This is a genomic window from Acinetobacter psychrotolerans (assembly GCF_048552595.1).
GTDB lineage: Bacteria > Pseudomonadota > Gammaproteobacteria > Pseudomonadales > Moraxellaceae > Acinetobacter.
Genome location: NZ_JBIMDK010000022.1, coordinates 14258 through 40636, shown reverse-complemented (window position 1 = coordinate 40636; position 26379 = coordinate 14258). Strand labels below are relative to the sequence as shown.

The window sequence follows — 26379 nt, the reverse complement described above, 5'->3', positions numbered from 1 at the left end:
CCAAGCATGTAATTGTGATTTGACTGGAAAAAAAAGACTGTTCAATATTCGCCACATGTCGTAGTGATGTGTGCTGATATCAACGGAAGCTTTAATTGGGTAAAGTGATCAAACAGCCCAACTAGACAGTAAATCTACGTCATATTTTGCTAAGACATGACTACTATACTTAGATAGAGCTGATACAAGTTTTGGGTTAACCCAGAGCACATTCCCAAAAATATCTTAAATCTACAATCGGAACAGATTTAATTTAGGTGCGATTACTGATATGCCGAAAATTCCGAAGCAATGCTATAGGTTAAAAAACTAATTTGAATTGTGGATAAATTAAGACATATCAACAATCACTAAATAAAATCTCTAAATCTGCTACAATTACGCCAATTTTGAATTCCCACTTTTTCAGTTTAAGTACATATTTAGAAATGTGTACATAACTGCGTACATATTGTAGATTTTTCTCATGTTTAAAGATGAATTAGTTAGGCAAGTAAAGGCTCGTAGGACTTTTGCTATTATCTCCCACCCCGATGCTGGTAAAACCACCATGACAGAAAAATTGCTGTTATGGGGTAAAGCTATTCAGGTCGCTGGGATGGTGAAAAGCCGTAAATCTGACCGTGCAGCAACTTCCGACTGGATGGAAATGGAAAAAGAACGTGGAATTTCCATCACCACATCGGTTATGCAGTTCCCGTTTAAAAAGCACGTGATTAACTTACTCGACACTCCGGGACATGAAGACTTTTCGGAAGATACCTACCGGACCCTAACCGCAGTAGATTCTGCGTTGATGGTGATCGATGGTGCAAAAGGTGTCGAAGATCGAACCATCAAGTTGATGGAAGTCTGTCGTATGCGCGACACGCCAATCATTTCATTCGTCAACAAAATGGATCGTGAAATTCGTGAACCATTGGAACTACTTGATGAAATTGAAAATGTTCTGAAAATTCGCTGTGTGCCACTGACTTGGCCTATGGGTACAGGACGTGATTTTGCAGGCGTGTATAACCTATTTGAAAATAAATTCCACGTTTATAAAGCTGGTTTTGGTTCAACCATTACAGAGATTGAAATTCGTGATGGTTATGATTATCCAGACTTGCGTGAAAAGGTTGGTGATCTTGCATTTGCTTCATTTGAAGAATCACTTGAATTGGTACAAATGGCAAATGAACCACTAGACCGTGATTTATTCTTACAAGGCAAACAAACACCTGTGTTGTTTGGTACAGCACTGGGTAACTTTGCAGTTGACCACGTACTGGATGCATTTATTGAATGGTCACCTGAACCGAAAGCACATCCGACACATGAACGTGCTGTGGAGTCTACGGAAGAAGGATTCAGTGGATTTGTCTTTAAAATTCAAGCCAATATGGATCCGAAACATCGTGACCGTATTGCATTCATGCGTATTTGCTCAGGTAAATATGAAAAAGGCATGAAAATGAATCATGTCCGCACAGGTAAAGAAGTGCGTATTAGTGATGCTTTGACCTTCCTTGCGGGTGAGCGTGAGCAGCTTGAAGAAGCATGGCCGGGTGATATCATTGGTTTACACAACCACGGTACCATTCAGATTGGCGATACCTTTACATCAGGTGAAAATTTACATTTCACTGGTATTCCGCATTTCGCACCTGAAATGTTCCGTCGTGTGCGTCTGAAAGATCCTTTGAAATCTAAACAGCTACAAAAAGGCTTAAAAGAACTTTCAGAAGAAGGTGCAACACAGGTCTTCATGCCACAGATCAACAATGACTTGATAGTTGGTGCAGTCGGTGTACTTCAGTTCGATGTAGTCGCATATCGTTTGAAAGAGGAATACAAAGTAGATTGTGTTTACGAGCCAGTAAACATTAATACAGTACGTTGGGTGTCATGTGATGACGAGAAAAAATTCAACGAATTTAAGAAAAAAGTACATGATCAGCTGTCTGTCGATGGTGGTGGTCATTTGACTTATCTTGCACCAAGCCGTGTAAATTTACAGTTAATGCAAGAACGTTATCCAGATATTAACTTCCGTGCCACACGAGAACACTAAGATTGAGTAAGGTATTTAAAAATGTAAAAACAGCTTCCTTGTGAAGCTGTTTTTGTATCAGAATAGTATGCTTTTGGAGTAAGGGGCTTAGGTCATGCAATTAACAAAAAAAATAACATCCGTGCTTTGCTTAAGTATGCTGTTTCTGGTGGCGTGTGATTCGAAAAAAGATCAGACTTCAGAACAAATAAATTCCAAACCTACGCAACAACAAACGGCTGAAGTCTTACCGTATCTGAATATTCAAGAAGTGAAAGCAGATTATGCTTTGCCATTTTGTGAAAAGAAAAACTGTATCGAAATTGATATTCAAACCATCAAAACGCAAGATGCTTGGTTAAACCAGTGGATTTCAAATAAGCAAGCCCATGTGATTCAAGCACAGATTGATTTAAAACAAAATATGACATTGCAGCAGGCGGTTAATGCTTTTGTGAAAAAGTCAGATCTTTGGCAAGCAGAGTTTGCTAAAAATAAAGCCTATGAATTGCATATGCAAACTCGCATGGCATCTCAACGAAATCAGTATGTTTTGCTTCAAGTTTCAATTAATACCTTACAAGCAGATGTCAGTATTAAAGAGCGACAGTACTTCTTTGTTGCAGATAGGAAACTCCAAAAAGGCTTAAGTATTTTAGATGTAATTGATCCTAAGCAGCAGAATCTATTGAATACTTGGGTACAAAAAGAGTATTCAGAGTGGTTAGATAAACAAGATAGTGATGTAAAAAAACGCGCACCAGAGAAATTGTTTTGGGGACAAGCAGATTGGTTTTTTGATGGTGAAGGTGTGGGGCTATATTACCGAGCAAGTGAAATTATTGAAGATGGAACACAATTGGACATTTATTTGACCAAACAACAAACGCAGCAGATTTTAAAAGCAGACGTTTATCAAAATATGTTCTAGTGTTTTACTGAATGCGTAAATCACTTTCAATAATACTTCAATTTAAATACAAATTTTGATTGAGCATATGTAATGATAAGAATAGTCTGTTGAATAGACATATTTAATTATTTGGTAAAGGTTTGTAGGATGTTGAAAACCCAAAGTACTTTAGCACTGTCAATATTGATGATCAGCCTAGGGCTAACTGCGTGTCATAAGCCCAATCCTAAAAATACTGAAAAACCTGTAGATGAAAGTGCTGTATCACAAGTGCCTGATACACCATTGCTTTTACAAGGCAGTACGGAAAAACTCAAGGTAAATTTACCAGAATGCCGTGGTAATAGTTGCCCTGAATTTTCCATTGACCGATTGCAAAGCAACCAACCTTTTGTGGATGAAATTATTGATCAAGCGATTTTAGATAATTTAGAGCATATTTTAGAAATTACTGAATTAAACAAAGCTAAAAAAGAAATTGATAAACACCAAACCACTGAGCAGTTGGCAGCGAGCGCGACAGTAACTCAAACAGCAACACAGAAATTACAAGAGCAAGTACAACCTTATGTAACATCCTTTTTAGCATTACATAAAGAATTGCAAAATTTAGGTGCAAGTAGTCAAATAAATGTGACATTAAGCCCTAAAATTTTAAACTCTGACCTACCATTGGCAACTGTTGTTTTAAATACCAGTAGCTATTTGGGTGGAGCCCACGGTTCATCAGCGCAGACTTATTTTAACTTTGATCTTAAAGCCAAGAAACAAGTTACTTTAGATCAAATTATCGAAAGTAATCAAAAAGCCAAGTTAAATCTATTGGCACATGATGCTTTTAAAGTTTGGGTGATCGATTCGAAACTTGCTGATAATGTTGCTGAATATGAGCAAGCATGGAAATTCACATTGTCCAAAAATTTCTATTTGGGTAAGCAAGGTTTGATTTTACAATATGGTGAATATGAAATCGGACCATATGTAGTTGGATTACCTCGCTTAACGATTCCTTACTCTCAATTAAAAGGCGTTTTAAAACCACAATATTTTCCAGCAAATATGCAGGTCGATCAGCCGAGTATTTCTATAGCTCAAGCGACCAATAAGTAATTATATGGCTCTTTCTTTATTTGATACGCATACGCATTTTGATGTTCCCGATTTTGACGAGGATCGGGAGAAATTGGCGTATCAGGCAAAGTTAGTAGGTGTGGAAGGCTTAGTTTTAATTGGCTTTTTACATGATCGTTTTACGGATTTAATTCGTACTCATCAATTTTTAAATCAATTACAAAATGCACCTAAAAGTTATTTAGCGCCTGGTTTACATCCCTTTTATATCGAGCAGCATCAGCTTAAACATTTGGATGATTTAGAACAGATTCTCAAAATACAAGACTGTGTTGCTGTTGGTGAAATCGGTTTAGATACTTTTCTGAAACAGCATAAAAAAGCTGAAATTTTGCAAAAACAAAAAGATTTTTTTGCTGCACAAATTGAATTGGCACATCAATTTAACAAACCTATTTTACTTCATATTCGTAAAGCTCACGCAGATACGCTTTCCATTCTAAAACAGCAGAAATTTAAAAATGGTGGTATTGCTCATGCTTTTAGTGGGGGGATTGAAGAAGCGAAAGCATTTATTAAACTGGGTTTTAAAATTGGTGTTACTGGGCAAATTACCAATTCCAATGCAAAAAAACTGATTGCAGTTGTGCAGGAAGTCGGAGCAGAACATCTCGTTTTAGAAACAGATTGTCCAGATATGACACCGCTGTGTTGTCAGACCTCGCATGAGCATCGTACTCGTAATACGCCCGTAAACTTACCTTATGTGCTAAAGGGTTTGGCTGAAAAGTTGGCAATGGAACAGTCATTATTGGCAGAAATTTTATGGAAAAATTCTTATTCGGCACTGCATTTATAATTGAAGAGAGATATTGCATAGGGAATGTATTCTTTGCTTTTATCGTTTGTAAATAGGTAAAAGCAATATATCTTTAAACTCATTTGACTCGAGTTGCTTCAATCACTGTACTTTTGGGTGAAATTTATTCACTCCGAACGCACAATGTGAGGATTAAACGAACGGATGGTACATTTAGTACGTTACGAAAGCTTAAGTCGTATTGATACTTTGAATAAAGTGGAATATTTTAAGAGTAGGAATATATGCATGACATGCTTCGTCATTGGATTGCAGCCTAGAATATTCAGTTCTCCAAGCCCTGCGCATCATGCAGGGCTTTTTTTATTGTTTTAATTCAGCCATAGTATTTACATGATCATGGTTGGAGAAATAATGAAAACATTATCCTTAATCTTTTTTTGCTGTATGACAACAAATATGGCTTTTGCAAAGCCTGTGGAAATTCAGTTGAAAAAGCAGAAAATGTCTACAGAACAAATGTCCCAACTCTGTAAACTGCTAGCGAATGACTGCCTAGAAACAACAAATTGGCAGTGGTATAAAGCGCAACAAAATTTTTATTTGATCGATCAGCTTAAGCTCTACCAATTCTCTGGCAATATCGACAATACATTGAAAATTCAAAAGCAGTGGGATTTCTCAGCTTATCAAGCAAAAACACAACAACCCCGTTGGTCTGAAATGAGTGATGAACCGAGTCCGTTGACAATATTTCCAAAATTATTTCCCGTAAATGAGCATGATTATGCAGTTGCTCTAGTACAGCGTTGGAATGAATCGTATTCGGGTGGTGGAATGCATGAAGAAGTCGCCGATTTTGTTCAACTTCTTCCAAATGGTAAATATCAACAAATTTTTCAGAATATTCCTTTGTCTATGTATCGAATGATTCGAGCTTGTTTTTCTGAGGAGGATTATAAAAAAGCAGGTGAGCAGTGCCATGATGAATATGCATTGGCTACGGAAATTGCCTATGTGAAACCTAGAACATGGAATGTGAAATATCATTATCAAAGTTGGATTTCTAAAGTGTCTGATTCAAATGAAAAAAATATCGATGAAAGAAAAAACTATGTGTTAAATCAGAATTTAGCCGATGCGATTCAACTGCCTAAAAGGTGGTGAGTGGATTTTTTTCGATTCAGGCTGTGAATTTGTTAAAATGCCTTTGAATTTTTAGATTTTAGATATAAGAGCCATGACCGAACTTCTCCATACCCAACAGCCTCATATCGATCTCCCCCAGGATGATGAATATGATCGCCGTTTTGCAGGCGTTGCCAAAATTTATGGTGAAGATGCTTTTAACCATTATGAAAAAAGCCATGTGATGGTGATTGGAATTGGTGGCGTGGGTTCATGGGCAGTAGAAGCATTGGCACGTACAGGTGTAGGTGAACTGACTTTGGTCGATATGGATTCGATTGCTGCCTCAAATATCAACCGTCAATTACCTGCGATGACCGCTACACTCGGTCTTGAAAAAATTGAAGTAATGGCAGAGCGTTGTCGTTCAATCAACCCAAGAATCAAAATCAATTTGATTGATGATTATTTAAGTGCTGAAAATATTAAAGAGCTATTAGCTGAAGCACCTGATTTAATTTTGGATTGTATTGATGATGTCAAAGCCAAATTGGCGTTAATGCTTCATTGTCGATTTAATAAAATTCCGTTAATCGTTTCAGGCGGTGCAGGTGGAAAGCTCGATCCACTCAAAATACGTGTTGCAGATTTATCGAAAACTGAACAAGACCCAATGTTAGCAAAATTGCGCACTCAACTTCGTGGTATGGGCATTTGTAAAAAGCCGAAAGATAAGTTTGGCATCACCTGTGTATATTCGATTGATAATCCGTTTTCGAGTGCAGATGTGTGCCCAAGCGCAGGTTTGCGTTGTGGTGGCTATGGTTCGGCAGTTGTGGTGACATCGAGCTTTGCGATGGTGGCTGCGGCTGAAGTGTTGAAAAAGTTAGATCAAAAAAGAGCGAGACAGTAGTTTCGCTTTACTTTTACAATTGATCGTTTTTGTACTTTAAATCATTCAAAAATTCACTTAAATTGGGCTTAGACCAATACAATAAAGAGAAAAGTACATGAGTTTTTTTAAGAAACTATTTGGTGGAAAAGAAGAAAAACTGACACAGCCACAAACGAATATTCATGCTGAGTTTTGGCAATGGTTTCAGCAAAATCAAAAGGATTTTCATCGTATTATCAATGGAATGAATCGAGAGACTATTGAAAGGGAATTTTTCGATAAACTTTCTCCAGAATTAGAGAAAGTTCATAAGGGTATTTTTTTCTTAACTGGCATGTTTGATACAGAGACTGCGGAACTTATTTTAACGCCAGATGGTATTGTTCCTAATATTGTTTTTGTTGAAGAATTGGTTGCTGTTGCACCTGAAATTGAAGGGTGGCGTTTTACGGCATTAAAACCCGAAACGGATATCAATAACGTAAGTATTTGCATGCATGATCAAGAGTTTAGTAAGGAATCTTTATCTTTTTACTTGAAAGATCATGCTGATATGCCTGATGAATTTGATTTAGTCGTTGCACATGATCAATATAATGAAGAACAAAAAAGTGAGTTCTTACAAGCTGTTTATATTTTCCTTGATAATTACTTAGGTGAATATGATTCGATTACCAAGTTAGACAGCGTATCAATCATTGCCCCGCAAGATGCAGAAAAAGAACTTATCCCGATTGAACGTTTAAAAAATATTGTGATCTTGAAAAATAGTGAAATTTCACGGTTGGATAAAGTGATTCATGCCAATTCAGATGATGATGAATATGTAGGACTGGAAGGAGAGACTGACGAGGGATTACCTTTGGTTGCTACACTCAATCGTACCTTACTTGATTGGGATCAAAAAGCTTCACATCCGTGGATGATGATTATAGAAATTTCGTATGATGGTCAAAATACGAATGGCATGCCTTCAAGTGATGACTATGCTTTGCTTGATACGATTGAGCAAGATATGTTGGATGAGTTAAAAGATGTGGATGGCTATTTAAATATTGGGCGTGAAACAGGTGATGGGATTCGAACAATGTTTTTTGTCTGTAAGGATTTTAGAAAACCATCTAAGGTCGCTGATCAAATTGTGAATAAATATAAACATCATTTTGAAATTGAGGTGTCAATTTTCAAAGATAAATATTGGCGTTCATTAAGCAAATTCGGTTAGTTTCGTTAAAATAATTATGGGTATATGATGGGAAATATCACAGAAAATAATCATCAAGAATTTGATTTTAAAGTTTCTGCTGTAATTTTTTTGCTTTTAATGGGTATATTGTATGGAGGTTATTCAACATATCAGCATTTCAACCTAGTTAAACAAGTTTCTGAAGGGAATAATAGAGCTTTTGATTTGAGTATTTTATTTGATTGGTCAATGAGCAAGTTTAATCATGATGTCAGAAAAGCATGTAATTTTGAAAATATTCAATCCATTGCAAAGTCTCAAGATTTTCAAAATGTGAATCATTTTTTAGAGTTAGATTTACCTATCCAGAAACAAGGTAAATTCATTGAAAATGTAAAGGTTTATCCTAGTAAGGACTTGAAAGCGTGCATCATCAGTGTTTATTTTAAAAATAATTCTGAATTATCCAAAGATATTGCAGGGAAATTTATAACTCGGCATTATTTTATTCAAAAAGAGCATAGTTACTGTTCTACCAATATAAAAAATCGTCGTTTGGTCAAAGGCTGTCAACAATTTAATTGATCGTTGACAGCGTATTAATATTCTTAAACTTTATATTTATTGGGTAATAGACTGCTCTTTAATATAATCTTCAGTACGCTTCATTGCTTCTTTAATATTCACAATGGCAACTTCAACATCAGTAAAAGTTTTAGCATTACCACCACTTAAAGCCTGACGCCATTTACGTGCACCTGGAAGATTTTGGAATAAACCTAAAATATGACGGGTAATAATCGACAGTGGCGCACCTTCTTCCATACGTTTGGCAATGTATGGCAGCATTTGATCGATAATTTCAAAACGATCTGGCATGTCCAGATTCCACAATTGCCCAAGTTCAGCTAAAAGGTATGGGTTGTGATATGCCTCACGACCAATCATCACACCATCAACATGTTTTAAATGCTCTTGTGTTTCTGCAAAGGTTTTAATTCCACCGTTAATTTCGATCAGTAAATTTGGACGATCCTGTTTTAAGCGATAAACATCTTCATAACGTAAAGGTGGAACATCACGATTTTCTTTAGGTGACAATCCTTGCAGCAAAGCAATACGAGCATGGACAATAAAATTATCACACCCTGTTTTCGCAACAGTATCCACAAAATGCAGCATTTCCTCATAGGATTGCATGTCATCAATCCCAATTCGGTGTTTTACATTCACTGGAATATCGACAGCATTACGCATTTCTGCAATACATTCCGCAACTAAATCAGGCTCTGCCATGAGACATGCGCCAATTTTATTATTTTGTACACGGTCACTTGGGCAGCCGACATTTAAATTGACTTCGTCATAGCCCCAGTCTTGCGCCATTTTGGTGCAGGTTGTTAATTCTTTCGGATTTGAGCCGCCGAGTTGTAAAATAATTGGATGTTCTTCGTTGTTATAATCTAAATGACGATTCGCCCCACCGTAGATGATTGCACCAGTGGTGACCATTTCTGTATAGAGGATGACGTTTGGATTAAACAGGCGGGCAAAAAAACGATAGTCACGCGTTGTCCAATCCATCATCGGTGCAACACTGATGCGAGGTTCTTTAGTGTTATCAATGGTTTTTTCAGTAATCATATTAAAAAACATACCTTTACAGTGTTGCTGATTTTGATCTATTTCGATTTTTTACGCCTTATTTCGCACTATTATTTTTGATATTTACGCCAAATTGCGCCATTATAGCCTTAAGAAAACAATAAGGCGTAAATCATGGGAGCGATTTCACAGCGTAAATTAGCCGATGGAACCATACGCTTTCGAGCTGAAATTAGAATAAGCCGTAAAGGGTTTGCAAATTTCAAGGAAAGTAAGACGTTTAGTTCTATGCGACTCGCTCAAAAGTGGCTTGCAATGCGTGAAGAGGAAATCGAAGAAAATCCAGATATTTTGTTAGGCAGATCGGATGTGACGAATATCACTTTAGCCAATGCCATAGAGAAATATCTTGATGAAGTTGGCAATGAGTATGGTCGTACTAAAACCTATTGTCTTCGCCTAATTCAGAAATTTCCAATAGCGCAATATATTATCACAAAAATAAAGCCAGCCGATATCTCGGAGCATGTCGCTTTGCGTAAGGGCGGTTATGCAAAACTGGATTTAAAGCCAATAGCGACAAGCACGTTGCAACATGAGTTATTGCATATTCGTGGCGTATTGTCTCATGCCTCAGTCATGTGGGATGTAAATGTTGATTTGGCAGGATTTGATAAAGCAACGGCACAATTGCGCAAGACTCGACAAATATCTTCAAGTGGTAAGCGTGATCGCTTGCCTACAACGGCAGAGTTAAAAAAACTGACAGAATACTTTTATCGAAAATGGCAAAAACCTGTTTACAGCTATCCCATGCATTTGATTGTGTGGTTTGCAATATTTTCATGTCGTCGTGAGTCAGAAATTACTGAAATGTTATTGGCTGATTACGACGAGGATAATGACGTATGGAAAGTACGAGATTTAAAAAATCCGAATGGTTCAAAGGGTAATCATAAAGAATTTAATGTATTAGAACCTTGCCGAAAAATGATTGAACTTTTACAAGTGAAGAGTACGCGAAAACGTATGTTGAATCGAGGATATGATAAGGATTTGCTCATTCCTCTAAGTCCTAAAACGATTGGTGGTGAATTTAGAAATGCTTGTAAAATTTTGGGAATCGAAGATTTGCGTTTTCATGATTTAAGACATGAGGGTTGTACTCGTCTTGCTGAGCAAGGTTTTACAATTCCTCAAATTCAGCAAGTGAGTCTACATGATTCATGGGGGAGTCTGGAAAGATATGTATCAGTGAAAAAAAGGAAAAAGACAATAGAGTTAGATGAAGTGTTACCCCTCATTAGTGAAGAGTAACATGATCTTGAGCGGCATATTTATACTGTTGATCTAGGACATTGGCTAAATCTTTTACATGAACAAAGTATGGAGCTTTTTGGCTTTTATCTAGTCGGAAGCAAGAAAATGGGAAATCCTGATTTCTTGCTTTTTCTAACATTTTTACTTTACTTAGATGAGGGTAGTAATCCTTGACTACGTCATCTAGTTTTACTGTTGTGCTGCGGTAGCGCATAAATAAGTAGTCGGATGTGGAAAGTTGTAGAGCACTATTCATGAATTAATTCCTATTATTTCGGTTGATGTGCTTACAGTAAATTTAATGGAATTTAAAAAGTAGAGCAGTACGCACATCTAAAAATATAGTAGTATTATGCTATCTAATTATCTGTATTTTAATAAATTATGAATAATAAAAAATTATCAAGCTTAGAGCTGCTTGAGCAGGATATATGGTTAAATTTTTGCTACTACTATCAGTGTGAACTGGATGATGAGTCAATAGCAAATGAGGATCAAACATATATTGATAAAAAAGAAAAAATTATAAAAAGAATGCAGCAGAATGATTTTTCAGTCAGTGAGCTTGTGGCTTTTCGTCAAGAAATGATGGGAGAAACTATTCCTTTTAAGCCTTTTCAAATAGCTGGACTATTAACGCGGATTAATGCGTTAAGGACTGAGGTGAATAACTTGCCTGCCCTAATACTTCAAAGACAATATTCAGATATTTTAATTGCCTATGTACAATTGCTTGGTGGATTGGGATTTATTAAAAATCCTAAGCTTTTCATAAGTGCAAGAGCAACGCTCGCAGTCAAAGCCCGTTACGACAAGCACTTGTACCGAAGACGTGAAATCATATATCGCATTTTACGGGAGCAAGTAGCACGTCATGGTAAATGGGAGACCCTGAATCAGGCGATTCATTTTATTCTTGATGATTTAATCAGAGCCTTTGAAGCTTACGATGTTGAATGGCTTGAGTCGGAGCTCGTGCTTAAACAAGAAATGCTCAAGCAACTGGAGCAGGGGCAGTCGTCAGAAAAGCAAGGTAAAGCTGATCTAGGGGGTATACGCAGAAAACCAAGAACATCTTCAACTTCTAAAAAAATAGTAGATTTAAAGAAAGAACTTAATGATTTGACGCAAATACTCAAGTCAAAATATCCCTCTAAAGAGATGGAAAAAACCAAGTATAAAAAGTATAAAATGCCTTACAGTGGTGGATATATTGCTGAGACCATTATCCATGAGCTCCGAACCCAGCCTACTATTCGGTCAGAAATAATACTCTAATTAATTTTTACTATTTCCTTTTTAATGGATTAAGTTGTTTTTCACGTATAGGTGAATGTTTAGCATTCATTTTTATGGTGGGGGATTTAGTATCAGACTGTTCTTCAGGGGGATTCTCAGAGACAGGGTGCTCATAGGCAGTTGAAAAACCTTTTGTATAACCTGAAGGTTTAACGGGCATGATTGCATTTTCGTGAGAGATTTGAATAGTACTTATATTAAGTGGGATTACTTCATCAGAGGCTGGTTTTAAAGACGCTTTGATGCTGAGAATTTTATCTTCAAGTCTAGATTTTAGTTCAGTGATGATTTCAGCTTGTGCTGCTTCTTTTTCAATTTTATCAAAAGACTCATAGATACGATCAATATCATCTTGAGTGGAAATATGTTGATCAAGAATTTTTAATTTTAGTGCAGTAGAAACCCACTGACTAAATAAATATTCTTGAATTTGATCGTTATCAGCTTGCTGTCTTTTTAACTTGTCTTCTGACTTTTTGTTAAGTAATTTTTCATGGTTGTGAGCTTGTTTTAGTCGCTCCTGTAAGTTTTCAACCTCTATTTTTAGATTAAATGAGTCTTCATCAAAATTTTTAATTACATGCTCAAGCGTTATAGACGTGTTTCCACGTTCTAACTTCCTTTTGATGTGTTCTAATTTTGATTTGGCATTTGTACTTATTCTTGCTTGTAAATGTCCCTTTGATTTGTGATTTTTTTTGTACTTAAACTCTCTAAATTTTTTACGAATAAGCTCATAGACTTGTTTTGAAACGGTCAGAATTTCTTTTGATTTTAGTGTCGTTACTTCACCAAATAGACCTAGATTATTTTGTTGCGCATCTGAGATGAAAAATTGGTTAGGATATTTTAATGTCCATTTTTCTGCATTGTCTCTTATGAATTTTTCTTTAAGCTCACGATCATTCTGAATCCAGATAGAAAGTTGTTCATAGGGTCTTGCCATATTTTTAACTTTTTAAAATTATTAACTTGATTAATATTAAATTAGTATTATATAAATGTTAACTAAAATATTAAATTAATATTAATGCGAATATTAATAGTAGTGTCTTTTGCTTTTTAATCGTTTTTAGTGCCTATAGCTGTGGATAAAATAAGGAAATGGATTGAATTCATCTGAATCTAAAATTGCATTATTTTTGCTGATACACGACTATTCACCGATCACTTTAAGTGATCAAGCAAGGTGGCTATTGCTTAAACTCATAGCTGAATTGAAAGTGGGAGATGCCATTCCATCCATAAAAAATATGGCAAAGGTTTTTCATATTAATGAAAAAAAAATTGAGGACTGCATTGCTGAGTTGGAAGATCATGAAATTTTAATCCAAGCAGTAGATGGACTAACTTCTGACACAAAGAGTTATATCGATTACGATCTATTCTTAAGTTGTATGAATGCAAAAAGAATAAAAAACCTATCATTGGATAAATGGTTTCATCAAACAGCAAGAGCAGATAATTTCCCTCTTATAGGGCTTTTTCAACATCTCGTTGAAAACAGATTAAATGATTTTTATATGCATCATTTGCAACATACTTCATCAACATTGTCAGGGATCTTAGATTTTAAGTCTGCTTTAGTGCTCATGGTATTGGTTAGGAATAGTAATCAATTTGGAATTACCAATCAGTGCGGAATCCACAAAATAAAGCACAAAACAGGGCTGTTTAAAGATGCAATTTTTAGGTGTATCAAAACGCTAGAAAATCAAGGCGTGATTAGAACACGAGTTGATGGTGTGCTTTCCAGTAAAATTTTAAGAGTGTCTAATCCATTTTATATACTGAATTTATCACATGAAATCTGGCAGGAAAAAGCAACTTATGGTAGATACTTTATAATTCAATATCCTCAACCACACCATTTTGAAGTTGAGCTGATTGCAAGTTTACTGCAAAAATTCGAAAGTAAAAAAGCTACGTTAATAGAGATTTTAACGATTAACGATGCTTATCAGATTTATGTAAATCTTGTCACACAGATGCCAGACTTGATCGCTACGGTAAAGGGATTGACGATTGAGATGATTAATGAAGATTCTTCAATACCTGAACATGAGTTTTTTGAATATCGTTTTACAATACATCTGTTGTCACTTTTTCTTGAGATGCCAAATGATCATGATAGCAGTCAATGGCTTAGAGATTTAATTGAGTTTTTCCCACAAAAAAATTCAAAGATACATTTGAATGGGGTAATTTCTTTATTAGGATTTCTTCAGTGCCATTTAGAACAATGGTGTGCACAGATTTACAATGATCTGTCTAGAGCTCAGGCATTATCTAGAGGTGGAGATTCTGTAGATTTACATGATTTGAAAAAAATGACAGGTCGATTGCAATTGAATACTTTGTTGAAATTTGCTGAAGATGATTCATTGGAGACATCAGAACAGACTATACGGAGTAACAATAGTCTGTTGTCATCTTTAAGTGCGATGATGACCTTGATTGCGAAGAATCAGCTTTATCCATTTTTAACGTATTTAGGCTTAAAAGAACAATTCAGTCAATTTTGTATTGTTCCTCGCCATGTGAAGCAAAAACAGTGTGCTTGTATTTTTATGCCATTTCCAAGACAAAAATCGAATCAATTTACCAAAATTATTTTAGATGAAAACAGTGCGTTTCTATCTGAGCAAAAAATTTTGCAAGACGAAAGGCGCACTCATTTTTTTATTGAATCTATTCAACCGAGCCTCAAAGAACTACAAGATTTTGGCTTACTGCCTGAGAGCTGCCTTACTGTTGATCGCTTTAATATTTCTAAGAATAAAAACAAGGTTACGGCGTAACTTTAGCCTAAGTTATTTTCGATACATCTTCCTATTTATCGATGATCAGTACCATGTGGATAAATGACTTTATTGAAGAAATAGTTCAGAGTACTTAACAGGTATCTTATATAATTAACTATAAGTATTATATTGATAATATAAACAATAGCTTATCTAGTGAATGGCTATGGTAAGTTACTTAGCACAGTATAGCCCATACTCAAATGGGCTATAGGCAACGTATTAATATCAAATCACTAAAAACATGCAGAACTAACCCTATAGTATGTTCCAAAGTCTTCAAGCATATTCAGCTAAGCAGGATGACCACAACATCCTGCTTTAGAATCATGATCAGTAAAATTTTACATCACTCACTTATATATGAACCTTATGTTTCAGTGAGAACCTAAATGTACCAAAATGTTCAATTTCAAAATAATCCATATGATCAGCTTTATCATGAAGCAGAAGTATTAGCAGGAGTAGACCATTTCATTCAAGAGGTTTGCTTGGGTAGTTATGATCCATACCATCAAAACCTGATGATAGACCTTCAAAAATTAGTTCAGTCATTTAAGCCAATCTACAATGCAGATTTTTCCTATTGCAATACAGTACTGATATTCATTGAGGTTGTGAAGACCGTTGATTACACACTGAGCCAAATGCCACAGGCAGATTATGAATCTATTGAGTATTTTGATGAAATGACTGTATGGCATATTTTGACTTATATCCAGTCATTATCGAGCTGTGTTCAACAGCAACTGATCGATTTTCAACAACGTGAATTAAAGAATCAGCAAAGCCTTTTTAAATATACATCCACACTTATCCATCATTATGCGAGAACACTAGTGGTTCGGGTGGATTTGTCTATCAAGAAAGAATATCAAGCCTTATACAATATTCAGGCATTTAACCAAGCCTTAGATGTCTTGCATCGGCGTATCGCAGATCAGGATACTTGCTTTAGTGATTTACATGGTTATGCGTGGGCATTAGAGCATGGAGTAAGCAAAGGCTATCATTGCCACCTTCTGCTTATGTACGATGGAAATGAACATCGAGGCGATTTTGAAATGGGGCAGTGGGTAGGTCAGTGCTGGGAGCAGATTACACATGGATGTGGTTATATTTTTAACTGTAACCATTCCGACTATAAGGCAATCTTTGAAGCGATGGGGACTTTAGGCATTGGAATGATTCATAGTAAAAATCCTGATCAAGTTTATAATTTTCTGAATTACGTTATCCCTTATCTTGTGAATGATGAAAAAGAACAGCAGCATCTCCGAGTGAAAGATTCAGCCTATATGCGTAGCTTTGGCAGAGGGGTGGCTAATTCGAAAAACCGTATAGGAATGGATTAATCTAACTGAAAAAGAGAGCACTTGGATAAATGAGTGCTCTCATTGTTGAAGCAATTCTAGGATTTTTACAGCCTTAAAATGTAATATTAAAACTCCCTTGATCAGTCATCAATTCAGCTTCAAGGACTTGATCACCCTTACATTTCAGTAAATATTTGACTGTACCGCTATAATTCAAAGTCACAGGCATTTTGCTATAAAAATCACCTGTACTGAAGCCACAGCGACCACGGTTAATCTTTAAACCTTGTAAAGTAAACGGTTGCTCATTGGTGGATTGAATTTCCAAAAAGTAATCAATTGCACCAGGCACATTGAATGCAGATTGAGACTCCTGAGCGGTAATACGACCACGGGCACTGATTGAGGCAACATCATCAATAGCAGCCTCTTCCTCGTCAAGCGGAATATCAGGAACCTCCTGTGTAATGTTTGGATCAAGCTCGGATTCCATCATTGCTTTTAAAACTTCAGGATGGCTTTGCCAATGATCAAGATAGGTCTGTGCCTCTTTTTCATAAGCAGGCAAATACAAATGACCTGAATCGACAATCGCTTGCATATCACTCAATCTTGCTTTGACTGCTTCCTCTGTATAAGGTGCATAAATAGACTCAGACTTGGTATGCTGTGCAGCAGCACTGGTAGGCTCACCTGAAGTATCCGTCTTTGCAGATTGATTCCCTTGACTGCATGCCATCAATAGGGAACACAGGGCAATGGTTGAAAGTAAAGATTTCATGATTGCACTCCCTTATATTTTTGGACGAATAACAACGAACCAGATAAATAACAGGATCAGAATACCCCCTACAATTTTACCGACTACTGGAAACATTACAGCAGGCCAAACAAAGCCTTGACCAATGTTGTAGGCAAAAGACTTGTAGTTATACTGTCCCCAGAAGTGTTGATAGATTGCAAAGAAAAAGCCGATCACTAGATAGATGCTAATCAGACCTATTTTAATATTTGAATTCATTTATTTTCCCCCAGTTGCAAATTTTGCCAATGCAATAAAAATTCCCATCACGATCATGAAACTAATGAAGGGCAGACCCAGTACACAAATTACAGCGATGATGCAGATCATGCCTGCAAGTGTTCTCATGGTTACTCCTTCATGCACTGATAGGACACATTGACCATATCCATCTGGAAGGATTCAGTTTGCTGTAAGGTATAGATATTTTCTTTCAGGCCATCCTCACCATATTTGTTTTCAAGTTTGTCGTAGATACATGAACAGGTACTGCCATCAATGCCACCTGTTTTACAGCCACTGATAAACTGACGTTCTGTTTTACTGGCACAGCCTGCTGTCATCATGACGAGTGAGATAAGTGCAAGTGAAGTTTGAATTTTCATCGTTTCCCCGAATTATTATTGTGTAATTTGAAGTGTTATCAATCTTGCTTATGTACTGAAACTCAGGCGAGACAAAGCCTTCCAAAGCTAAATAGCGTTTAGATCAGTCAAATGAGCAAAAGTTTATGAGTGCTGTTAATGCAACAAGGGAATTGAAAAACGTTTCAGGTAAAACAACAAAGATTGATAAAATTGAGTCATGGCGACTACTCCTTAGGTTTAAGAAGTTCTACCGATTACTGTCAAATAATGGTGGCAGAACGAAAGAGGGTTGACAGACTGAACCTAAGAATCAGCACACCCGAAGGTGTCCCCCTCCCGTTCTACCGCAGAGGGAGCACGAGTACTCACACCAAAAGAAGAGATCTTTTAGTGTGCTTAGGAAACGGTCTGTCAAAACCGACTGACAATGTAGGTCAGTAGTTGAATGATAAATTTAAGGTATCGCTTAGTCAATCAAGCTGTAATGAAAAAGCAATTAAAATCAAAGATTGATGATATGAATTGTTGTAAATAGCTAAACGCAGTTTGATAATTCTTAGCTATTTTCTAGTAGGTTGATTGGTCGTAGCTTTTCGTGCTTTAAACATTCCTTTTGATTAAAGTATTTATTGAAACTGATATTTTATGCATTCTTTTGACATTGATATTAAATCTTAATTTTTTTGAATTTTTCAATAAATCTATTCTAAGTGTACTTCATCGGATTTAGTGTGTGATATTAATTGGTAACAAATGTACTGCTCACTCCGTATCACTATAACTAATATTAACTGATGGATGTATATATATGACTTTGATATTTTGTATATAAGTAAAAAACTTATTTGGTATTTAGATAAGTATAATTTAAGTGAAAAATCAATAAAAAATGAAATTATGTGATGGAGTTAAGATTGTATTTAGTTTACTATTTGTTTGTTTTTTGTAGATTAAAAACATTTTAAAATCCAATAAATCATAGATATGGCTAAAAACTTTAATAAGGGGGGATTATGAAGACGACTATATTGGCACTTATATGCTTGGGTGCTGCTCAAGTTAGTAATGCAGAAATCTTTAAAGTTAATGGGGAAGGAGCTACACCTATTATCAAAAAAGATCAGAATGGTACGCGTAATCAAGCATTCAATAATGCAAAAACGGATGCTGTCATTGCCCTTATTAAGCGGATTAATGGCCCTCAAGCAATGAATGAAGCGAGTCAATATTTAAATGATATTGTAAAACAAATCGACAACAGTTATGTATTAAACCGAGGTAGTAGTACTAATGGTAATAATGAGTTAGTCACTCAAGTTAGTCTAGAAATGGATGATCAAGAGTTTCGTTCAATTCTTAATGATTTAGGCCTGGCAAAGAAAAATAGTCGTACTAGTCCAATTATGATTGTGATGGATGAGTATTTTGGTGTACCTAAAGATAACTCTAAACCAGTGAAAGAATTTACTTCTTATTTTTCAGATCGTAGCTATAGCTATGATGAAGATGCTAGTTACAAAGCCAGCGAAAGTGCCAAAGCAAGTTCTTCAGATTCTTATTCATCAAAAGGACGCTCAGCTGCTGCATCAGGCTATGCTTATGATAATTACTATGGGGCTGGTGTTGGTGTTTCTGCTAGTTCAGCAAGTCATAATAATTCAGGTAAATCCGCTTCTTCAAATAGTTATAATGCGAGTGAATCGGCTAAATATAGTCAATCTGAACGTCAAAATGATATTCAAAGTTTTGTGAAGTATGTGGAATATCAGACTCCAAGTACTAAAGCTGAACGTGATAATCAAACCTTAAACTCAATTGCAAGTTCCGCATCGCGTTATGATTTACGTTTGCTTGATTCTGATCGTTTCAGAAGTCAGTATTTAAATGGTCGTAGTATGACTATTCAGCAACTAATGAGTGATGCAGAGCTTAATAAGCTAGTCATCGCTGCACGTAAAGAAAAAGCGGACTGGTTTATGGCTGGTAGCTCCTATATTTATGATCGTGGTCGCTCACCTGCCACGGGGCAATTTATCTGTGATGGTGCTGTAAGTTTTAAAATTTATTCAGTAGATGATTCGACTTTAATGGGGGGGGAAACTCGTACAGAGTCATCGACAGGTGCGACCACAGATTCATGCCGTACGAATGTGGCAAAGAAACTGGGTGAATTGGCAGTGAGTCAAGTTGGACCACAGATTTTAGGTTATGCAAAAAATCGCTCTATGTACGGTAAAGAAATTACAATTTTTGTAAAAAGTGTTTCTGGCAATGTATCTTCACGTTTAGGAGATGATTTATATGTTGCCTTAGATGAAATGGATGGTGCAGAAAACATCGATATTCGTACTCAGGATGGTAAATTGGTTGAAATGACCATGACCTATAAGAGCGAAAAACCGATTAGTGCAGAATTAGCTAAAGCGCTACGTAAAGTAAATCCAGCTTTGTCGAGTGCTGAGCGTTTACAAGCTGGGAATACGATTACACTGTGCATTGGTGGGACACAATGCAAATAAAATTCAAAGTTTTATGTTTGGCTATGCCAATGCTTTTTTCAGCATGGGCGAATGCAAATATTCAAATATACCCATTGAAAGGTATTTTTGGGTTAGAGCAAGGTTGTCGTACCGATCCTAGTAAATATGAAGCGAATGGTTCTTCGATTGTGTGTGACTTCAGTCAAGCGATTGACAATGATGTCATTCGTAAACAAGCTGAGCAACTTTTTGTACAAGGTTTAAAACAAAGTTTCGGTGAAAAAATTGTAGATACTATTTCGCAAAAAACTAAAAATCGTACTTATGTGGCATCTTTAGAGGTTTTACGTGCGAGTGAATACATTGTGAAAAAGGATTCGACTGCAGAAATTTTTCTGCCAGTCACCTTAAGTCTAAAACTCACCAATGTATTATCAGGCGAGGTTATATATAGTGATAGTGTGACGTTGTCACAACCGATTCAGGTGCTTACTACTGAAATTGATTCTACTGCAACAAAAACAGCAATTAGGCAAAAATTTCAAAGTACTTTGTTGATGTTAACTCAACAAGTGACCCAAGAATTACAATCGAAACTTAAAATTTCTGAAACTGAAACTTTAGTGATCGATCAGTGGAAATCTTATCTAGTTCTAGATAAAGGCTTTAAGCAAGGGATTGCTGCACAAGATGAGCTGAGTTCAACAGAAGGTGATTTGATTCGCGTTGTACACGCAGACAGTGATTATGCTGTGGCTGTTCCTGTATTGATGCAGGGCGGTAGTAAGCGCTTTAGTAAAGTTTCAACCAATACGCGTCAGGCTATGAATAAGCCCAAAGCATTAGTGGTTGATGTACTGACTTATCAAGGTGAATCAAAAGATTTAATCGAGCAAATATTTTCTGATGCGGTGGGTGAGCAAGCCTCATTTACTTTGACTCCAGTTAATCGACGCTATAGTGCTATGGCACAAAGTATTAGTGAACAAACTGCATTAGCGCAAAGTGAAGATATTAACCAACGTGAATTACCTGAATTTTTTATCCGTATAAATGTTATTCCTGTAATTGCTTATCAACAGCAAATTGGAAAAATGACTCAGCAACAGGTTTTTCATAGTGAAGTCTTTGCTGAAATGATTGACCGCTCTGGTCGGGTAATTTATTCCGCACATGCCACCGATGATATTAAAGACGTAATTTCGGAAGGAATGGGTTTTTCTTTAGAAGCACGCAAAGAAGTCGTATTAAAAAATGCTCTTTTGAAATTAGGTCAACAATTTCAAAAGGGTATTCAATTTACTCGGTCTGATTTAAAAGTTTCGGATACAAGTGGTCAAAATATTACCATTGATGATGCTGGAGAACGCTTAAGTAGAGGAATGAAAGTCCATGTTTATCATTCAGATAAAGCGGCAGGACGTAATATTCTAATTCCAACATGGGAAGCAACTGTTTTAGAGCGTCAAGGTGCTAAAGTTACAGCGCAATTAGATTTTCCTGTCAGCAACAGTGATCGTTTACCTGTGCGTTCAGGAGACAGTATTTTACTTGATAGTTCTGCTCCAGTGGGGGACTCTAAGCAATCACGTGTCTTATGTCTAGGCTTACATACTGAGCAAGTTGGTGAAATTCCATTTTATGGTTTTGGCCCTTTGATTTATCACGCTTTTACGAGTCAGTCGAAACGACCGTTTTATGCGACAGGTTCAGGCTTTAAAGGACAGACTCTACTGAAAGATTCAGTTGTTACTATGACTGAAAATGCTGGGTTTAAAAAAGATATGAAAGTTAACTTCCATATTCCAACAGATGAATGTTTACAGCCAGTATTTAAGATTGAAGTGAACCAAGACAGTATTAAATGTAATGCAGATAAAAGTAATTGTGACGCAACATTAGTTATGGCTAGTGGTGCACGTAGATTCAACCAAAAGGCTGAAAAAGTTGGGGCTTATGGTCTGCAACAAGAAATTGGATTAAAGGGTATCAATCATCAACATCGTAATGAAATGTATAATATTCAGATGTTTGAGGCTTTACCAAAAATTTTAAATCAAATCGTGCAAAAAGCCGATTCTTCACAATAGGGGTAACAATGTATGAAAAAAATTGCGATCGTTTTAGCAGTAACAGCTTCAATGGGTGCATCTAGTGTCTATGCAGGTTTTGGATCATTGAGTAATCTCGCTTCGTCATTGTCTGAATCTGCTACTGGCGTATCCTCTTCAAACATGGATATCAATGGTTTCTTCACACAAGCTAAAGCAACGAATGCAATGTTTATACAGAGTCGTACCGCTTTAGCTTCATTGCTTGCAAATAAGCAGGATTCAGATGAATTAAAAGCAAAACAGAAAAGCTTAAAAACAACGTCTAATTTGAAAGAAAAGGAAGCTATTCAAAAACAAATTGTAGCGATGTCTAATGCAGTTTTAGAAGCGTCTCAAAAAGATGAAGAAGCAACAGTAGCTAAACTGTCAGCATTAAATGTAGAGCAAAAGAAAAATTTATTGGATTCTGCGACAAACTTTGTAATCGCAAGCTTAACTGCACGTGAATTGGCGGGGGGAGCTAAACAGGTGAGTACAAGTTTAATTACAAACCCATCAAGCTTGACCAATACTGGAATGTCTTTAGTTGATGCTAAAAATATCGTTGGAGATATTACTGGTATTGCTAAAAATTCAACGATGGCTTTAGTGGAATATCCAAAACTGTTTAAAAAAGCGGGTATTGAATTTAAAATGCCGACAAGCTCATCAGAGAAACCAAAAATTCTTTCTGATATTTAAAAATTGATTTAGGTCTAACTTTAAGTAATTTTGCTACAGAAAAAAGCCTATTTAGATAGGCTTTTTTTTAGCATTCAATGCCGCACAAGACTACGTGCATTTAAATATTTATATTGTTGGCGCAAAATAATAGGTAGATCGATCATCAAAAATGTCATCGATTGTTTTATCGTAGACAAAATTATTTTCTGTTAGGGAGAATGAAAAAATTATAGTACGTATGTTTATAAAAATTTGGGTGGTGTTCTAAATTGTATACCAGTTAAATCTGCCAATAAAAAATTGAAGGTGAGTAAAATAAATTCACTGTATTTTCCGCGCTTTTTGATATTTGTACTGTGAGTGAAATCTAATCATCATACTTTTGAAACACTACGAAAATTTGAATTGAAATGGAAAATTATTTGATAACTAACTCATTCTAAATTATTTTAGATACATAACATCCTAATGAGAATCATGAAACTCTTTTGAGACTAAATGAAAATATGAAAACAAAGCCTGCCATCGAGCAGGCTTTTTTTATTCCCAAAATTTAAGGAGTCGAGCCATGAGCTTGAGCTGTCCCTTTTGCCATTCAACTCATGTGATGTTGGTTGAAGCAAGTACGCAACAATCCAATACAACCTTATCTAGTTTGGTTACCCCAACCACATTAGGTGCATTGGGAAGTACAGTTGCAAAGACATTCAATCTACCACCGATCATCGGTGGAATCGCAGGAACGGTTTTGGGAAGTGTATTGAATTCATTCTCAGAATCAAGCACACCCACACAGCAGAATTTGTGCTTTTGCCACAACTGCTACCAAAAGTTTCCAACACATCTTTTGCATTAAAGATCGATTCATATCAACACAGATTCAAATTTCAATTTCAAATTAAAAAGGAATAAAACCATGGCACATCAAATTGAACAAATGGCCTATGTCGGAGAAACTCCATGGCATGGACTGGGCAATCAGCTCAGTCAACATCAACCATTGGACGTCTGGGCACAACAGGCAGGCATGGACTGGCGTATCGAATCCTCCAATGTTAGTTATATGGCACAGAACGAACGAGGGCAGAGCATCATCATGCCTTATGAAGAGCAACGAGTACTTTATCGCTCAGACACCCATGCACCACTGTCTGTGGTCAGTCAACGCTTTCAGGAAGTACAGCCCAAAGAGATTTTAGAATTCTATCGTGATCTGACTGAGCAATCAGGCTTTGAACTTGAAACCGCAGGCGTACTGAAAGGCGGTAAAAAGTTTTGGGCATTGGCACGCACAGGACAGACATCCATGTTAAAGGGCAAAGATGTCAGTAATGGCTATATGCTCTTAGCAACCGCATGTGATGGAACACTTGCCACTACCGCACAATTCACCTCCATTCGTGTCGTATGTAACAACACTCTAGCGATTGCACTAAAAGGTCAGAACAGCAATGCAGGTGTGGTCAAAGTGCCACACAGTACTAAGTTTGATGCAGATAAGGTTAAACAGCAACTCGGCATTTCAGTCCGTGCATGGGATGAACACATGTATGAGATGAAGCAACTGACACAGCGTAAGGTCAGTCAAATGGAAGCCTCGGCTTACTTTGATGCAGTGTTCAATAACAGCACTATGAACAGTGTGTTGGATCAAGAGGACAACATTATCCAGTTCTACCGTGATGTTGCCTCCCAAGCCAATGGCAAAGAAAAAGCTGAACCGAATGCGAAGTCGATGAGCCGGGCAATGGAAATGTTTAATGGTCAAGGACGTGGTGCAGAGCTAAGTTCTGCTAAAGGCACAGCCTATGGATTGCTATGCTCAATCACAGAATTCATTGACCATGAACGTCGTGCGATGAGTACAGATCACCGACTTGATTCAGCTTGGTTTGGGGCAGGAGCAAATTTGAAACAACGTGGCTTGGAACAAGCCTTAAGTATGCTCGCATAAAACGAAAAACCCATTTTTCAGTCATGGAAAGTTAGACCTATCTACATGTAATTTAACGATCATTCACATTTTTAAAAATAATCAAACCATCGCTTAGGCGGTGGTTTTTTTATGCCTTGAATTTGTCATTTCGATCAAACCCTCTTATTAAAAATCAGGAATAAAACATGAATACAGCAATATTAAACCCAACGATTCAACAAGGGAGCAAACCCTTTGTTGCTCCAAAAATGTTTACAGCAAAACGCTTGGTCAATACCAAAAATATGACTCAATCTGACTGGCTTGAAGTCAGACGACAAGGCATAGGCAGTAGTGATTGTGCAGCAGCTTGTGGACTCAATCCCTATATGTCGATGCTCGAATTGTGGATGATTAAAACAGGTCGAATCAAACAATCGATTGAGGATGAAAGCTCAGGACAGGCACCTTTATATTGGGGAAAACAACTTGAACCTTTGGTTGCTGAATACTACAGCATGCACACCAATAACAAAGTGCGTCGTATCAATGCGGTACTGCAACATCCCGAAGCAGACAAACACTTTATGCTGGCCAATCTTGATTATTCCGTCGTAGGCAGTGATGAGGTACAGATTCTTGAATGTAAAACCGCAGGAGAATATGGTGCAAAACTTTGGCGAGATGGTGTGCCTTTATATGTGTTATGTCAGGTGCAACATCAATTGGCAGTAACAGGCAAGAAAGCAGCACATATTTGTGTGCTGATCTGTGGACATGAAACTCGCATCTTTAAAGTCACTCGCTCAGAGAGCGTCATACAGCATATCGTCAATGCCGAGCGTCACTTTTGGGAATGTGTGGAAAATGACACACCGCCCGATGTTGATGCGAGTGAGTCGGCAGCTAAAGCTATTCAGCAACTATACCCCCAACACATTCCATTAACGGTGGAAGACCTGAGTCAGAACCCTGAAGCCAATCAATTGTTCACGCAATTGCTGCAAGAGAAACAGCATATCGAAGTTCACCAAAACAATTTCGATAACACTAAACATCACATCCAAATGCTGATGAAGGATGCAGAACGGGCAACCTTCAATAAAGGCTCAGTGACGTGGAAGCGATCCAAAGATTCTATCGGTTTAGATACCAAGGCGGTATTAAAACTTCATCCTGAGCTGATTGATGAATTCCCTCAAAACAAAGTGGGTACACGGCGTTTTCAGATTTATAGCGATGACTGAATCCATTACATCGATAAATCCATGAAATATCCAATCTTCCAAAAAGCGCAAAAAACCACCCACATCCACCAACTCCCGAAGGAGTGGTGGACAACTATGGCGGTCTTTGCAAAGTCGTAGCTTTTTCAATTTTCTGGTTACTTACATAACAAGGGGTAATCTATATTTTTTTAACTGGA

25 protein-coding genes are annotated in these 26379 nt (G+C 36.8%); 18 read left to right on the top strand and 7 right to left on the bottom strand.

Annotation, left to right across the window (positions count from 1 at the left end; translation table 11 throughout):
- Positions 1-466 precede the first annotated feature (466 nt).
- The 8 genes from ACG94X_RS15230 to ACG94X_RS15195 all read left to right on the top strand — a co-directional run bounded on the left by ACG94X_RS15230 (position 467) and on the right by ACG94X_RS15195 (position 8633).
- Positions 467-2056: a peptide chain release factor 3 gene (locus ACG94X_RS15230; protein ID WP_419384556.1), complete on the top strand. Its 1590-nt coding sequence runs from the start codon at positions 467-469 to the stop codon at positions 2054-2056.
- A 94-nt stretch (positions 2057-2150) separates the two neighbouring features.
- Positions 2151-2966: a hypothetical protein gene (locus ACG94X_RS15225; protein ID WP_419384555.1), complete on the top strand. Its 816-nt coding sequence runs from the start codon at positions 2151-2153 to the stop codon at positions 2964-2966.
- A gap of 129 nt (positions 2967-3095) precedes the next feature.
- Positions 3096-4058, top strand: coding sequence for an RsiV family protein (locus ACG94X_RS15220; protein ID WP_419384554.1), 963 nt, complete (start codon positions 3096-3098; stop codon positions 4056-4058).
- A 4-nt stretch (positions 4059-4062) separates the two neighbouring features.
- Complete coding sequence (locus ACG94X_RS15215; RefSeq protein WP_419384553.1) at positions 4063-4878, top strand: TatD family hydrolase; 816 nt, start codon at positions 4063-4065, stop codon at positions 4876-4878.
- Between the two features lie 375 nt (positions 4879-5253).
- Complete coding sequence (locus tag ACG94X_RS15210) at positions 5254-6006, top strand: hypothetical protein (RefSeq protein ID WP_419384552.1); 753 nt, start codon at positions 5254-5256, stop codon at positions 6004-6006.
- 73 nt (positions 6007-6079) lie between these two features.
- Positions 6080-6880 (top strand): tRNA threonylcarbamoyladenosine dehydratase, encoded by an 801-nt coding sequence (locus ACG94X_RS15205; protein ID WP_419384551.1) that lies wholly within the window; start codon positions 6080-6082, stop codon positions 6878-6880.
- 97 nt (positions 6881-6977) lie between these two features.
- Positions 6978-8087, top strand: coding sequence for a DUF695 domain-containing protein (locus ACG94X_RS15200; protein WP_419384550.1), 1110 nt, complete (start codon positions 6978-6980; stop codon positions 8085-8087).
- Positions 8088-8114: 27 nt separating this feature from the next.
- A complete protein-coding gene (locus ACG94X_RS15195; RefSeq protein ID WP_419384549.1) occupies positions 8115-8633 on the top strand; it encodes a hypothetical protein in 519 nt (172 codons plus the stop codon).
- Positions 8634-8669: 36 nt separating this feature from the next.
- Here the strand turns inward: ACG94X_RS15195 and dusA are convergent, their stop codons facing one another.
- The gene (dusA, locus tag ACG94X_RS15190) at positions 8670-9692 is read right to left on the bottom strand and encodes a tRNA dihydrouridine(20/20a) synthase DusA (protein ID WP_419384548.1); all 1023 of its coding nucleotides are present in this window, start codon (positions 9690-9692) and stop codon (positions 8670-8672) included.
- Positions 9693-9827: 135 nt separating this feature from the next.
- Between dusA and ACG94X_RS15185 the strand changes: the two genes are divergently transcribed.
- Positions 9828-10970: a site-specific integrase gene (locus ACG94X_RS15185; RefSeq protein ID WP_419384547.1), complete on the top strand. Its 1143-nt coding sequence runs from the start codon at positions 9828-9830 to the stop codon at positions 10968-10970.
- Here ACG94X_RS15185 and ACG94X_RS15180 read toward each other — a convergent pair.
- Entirely contained in the window at positions 10957-11229 is a 273-nt protein-coding gene (locus ACG94X_RS15180) for a pyocin activator PrtN family protein (protein WP_419384546.1), read from the bottom strand. The genes ACG94X_RS15185 and ACG94X_RS15180 overlap by 14 nt on opposite strands.
- 128 nt (positions 11230-11357) lie before the next feature.
- On the opposite strand from ACG94X_RS15180, the gene ACG94X_RS15175 reads away from it, so the two are divergent.
- Positions 11358-12251: a hypothetical protein gene (locus ACG94X_RS15175; RefSeq protein ID WP_419384545.1), complete on the top strand. Its 894-nt coding sequence runs from the start codon at positions 11358-11360 to the stop codon at positions 12249-12251.
- 10 nt (positions 12252-12261) lie between these two features.
- Here ACG94X_RS15175 and ACG94X_RS15170 read toward each other — a convergent pair whose 3' ends face one another.
- Positions 12262-13218 (bottom strand): amino acid ABC transporter substrate-binding protein, encoded by a 957-nt coding sequence (locus tag ACG94X_RS15170; protein WP_419384544.1) that lies wholly within the window; start codon positions 13216-13218, stop codon positions 12262-12264.
- 163 nt (positions 13219-13381) lie between these two features.
- Between ACG94X_RS15170 and ACG94X_RS15165 the strand changes: the two genes are divergently transcribed.
- Positions 13382-15073, top strand: coding sequence for a hypothetical protein (locus tag ACG94X_RS15165; protein WP_419384543.1), 1692 nt, complete (start codon positions 13382-13384; stop codon positions 15071-15073).
- A 395-nt stretch (positions 15074-15468) separates the two neighbouring features.
- Positions 15469-16431 carry a YagK/YfjJ domain-containing protein gene (locus ACG94X_RS15160; protein WP_419384542.1) on the top strand — a complete coding sequence of 321 codons (963 nt, stop codon included), beginning with the start codon at positions 15469-15471 and terminating at the stop codon, positions 16429-16431.
- Between the two features lie 73 nt (positions 16432-16504).
- Here the strand turns inward: ACG94X_RS15160 and ACG94X_RS15155 are convergent, their stop codons facing one another.
- The 4 genes from ACG94X_RS15155 to ACG94X_RS15140 are packed head-to-tail and all read right to left on the bottom strand — an operon-like array spanning position 16505 to position 17799.
- Positions 16505-17173, bottom strand: coding sequence for a hypothetical protein (locus tag ACG94X_RS15155; RefSeq protein ID WP_419384541.1), 669 nt, complete (start codon positions 17171-17173; stop codon positions 16505-16507).
- Between the two features lie 12 nt (positions 17174-17185).
- The gene (locus tag ACG94X_RS15150; protein WP_419384540.1) at positions 17186-17413 is read right to left on the bottom strand and encodes a hypothetical protein; all 228 of its coding nucleotides are present in this window, start codon (positions 17411-17413) and stop codon (positions 17186-17188) included.
- Positions 17414-17542 (bottom strand): hypothetical protein, encoded by a 129-nt coding sequence (locus tag ACG94X_RS15145; RefSeq protein WP_419384539.1) that lies wholly within the window; start codon positions 17540-17542, stop codon positions 17414-17416.
- A 2-nt stretch (positions 17543-17544) separates the two neighbouring features.
- Complete coding sequence (locus ACG94X_RS15140; protein ID WP_419384538.1) at positions 17545-17799, bottom strand: hypothetical protein; 255 nt, start codon at positions 17797-17799, stop codon at positions 17545-17547.
- Between the two features lie 995 nt (positions 17800-18794).
- On the opposite strand from ACG94X_RS15140, the gene ACG94X_RS15135 reads away from it, so the two are divergent.
- The 6 genes from ACG94X_RS15135 (at position 18795) to ACG94X_RS15110 (ending at position 26200) form a co-directional block, all read left to right on the top strand.
- Positions 18795-20300 (top strand): hypothetical protein, encoded by a 1506-nt coding sequence (locus ACG94X_RS15135; RefSeq protein ID WP_419384537.1) that lies wholly within the window; start codon positions 18795-18797, stop codon positions 20298-20300.
- Positions 20291-22351 (top strand): hypothetical protein, encoded by a 2061-nt coding sequence (locus tag ACG94X_RS15130; protein ID WP_419384536.1) that lies wholly within the window; start codon positions 20291-20293, stop codon positions 22349-22351. Before ACG94X_RS15135 ends, ACG94X_RS15130 begins: the two co-directional genes overlap by 10 nt.
- 12 nt (positions 22352-22363) lie before the next feature.
- On the top strand, positions 22364-23056 hold the full coding sequence (locus ACG94X_RS15125) for a hypothetical protein (RefSeq protein WP_419384535.1): 693 nt from the start codon (positions 22364-22366) through the stop codon (positions 23054-23056).
- Between the two features lie 550 nt (positions 23057-23606).
- Complete coding sequence (locus tag ACG94X_RS15120; RefSeq protein ID WP_419384534.1) at positions 23607-23894, top strand: hypothetical protein; 288 nt, start codon at positions 23607-23609, stop codon at positions 23892-23894.
- Positions 23895-23954: 60 nt separating this feature from the next.
- Positions 23955-24992, top strand: coding sequence for a DUF932 domain-containing protein (locus ACG94X_RS15115; protein ID WP_419384533.1), 1038 nt, complete (start codon positions 23955-23957; stop codon positions 24990-24992).
- Positions 24993-25159: 167 nt separating this feature from the next.
- Entirely contained in the window at positions 25160-26200 is a 1041-nt protein-coding gene (locus ACG94X_RS15110) for a YqaJ viral recombinase family nuclease (protein ID WP_419384532.1), read from the top strand.
- Positions 26201-26379: the final 179 nt, after the last annotated feature.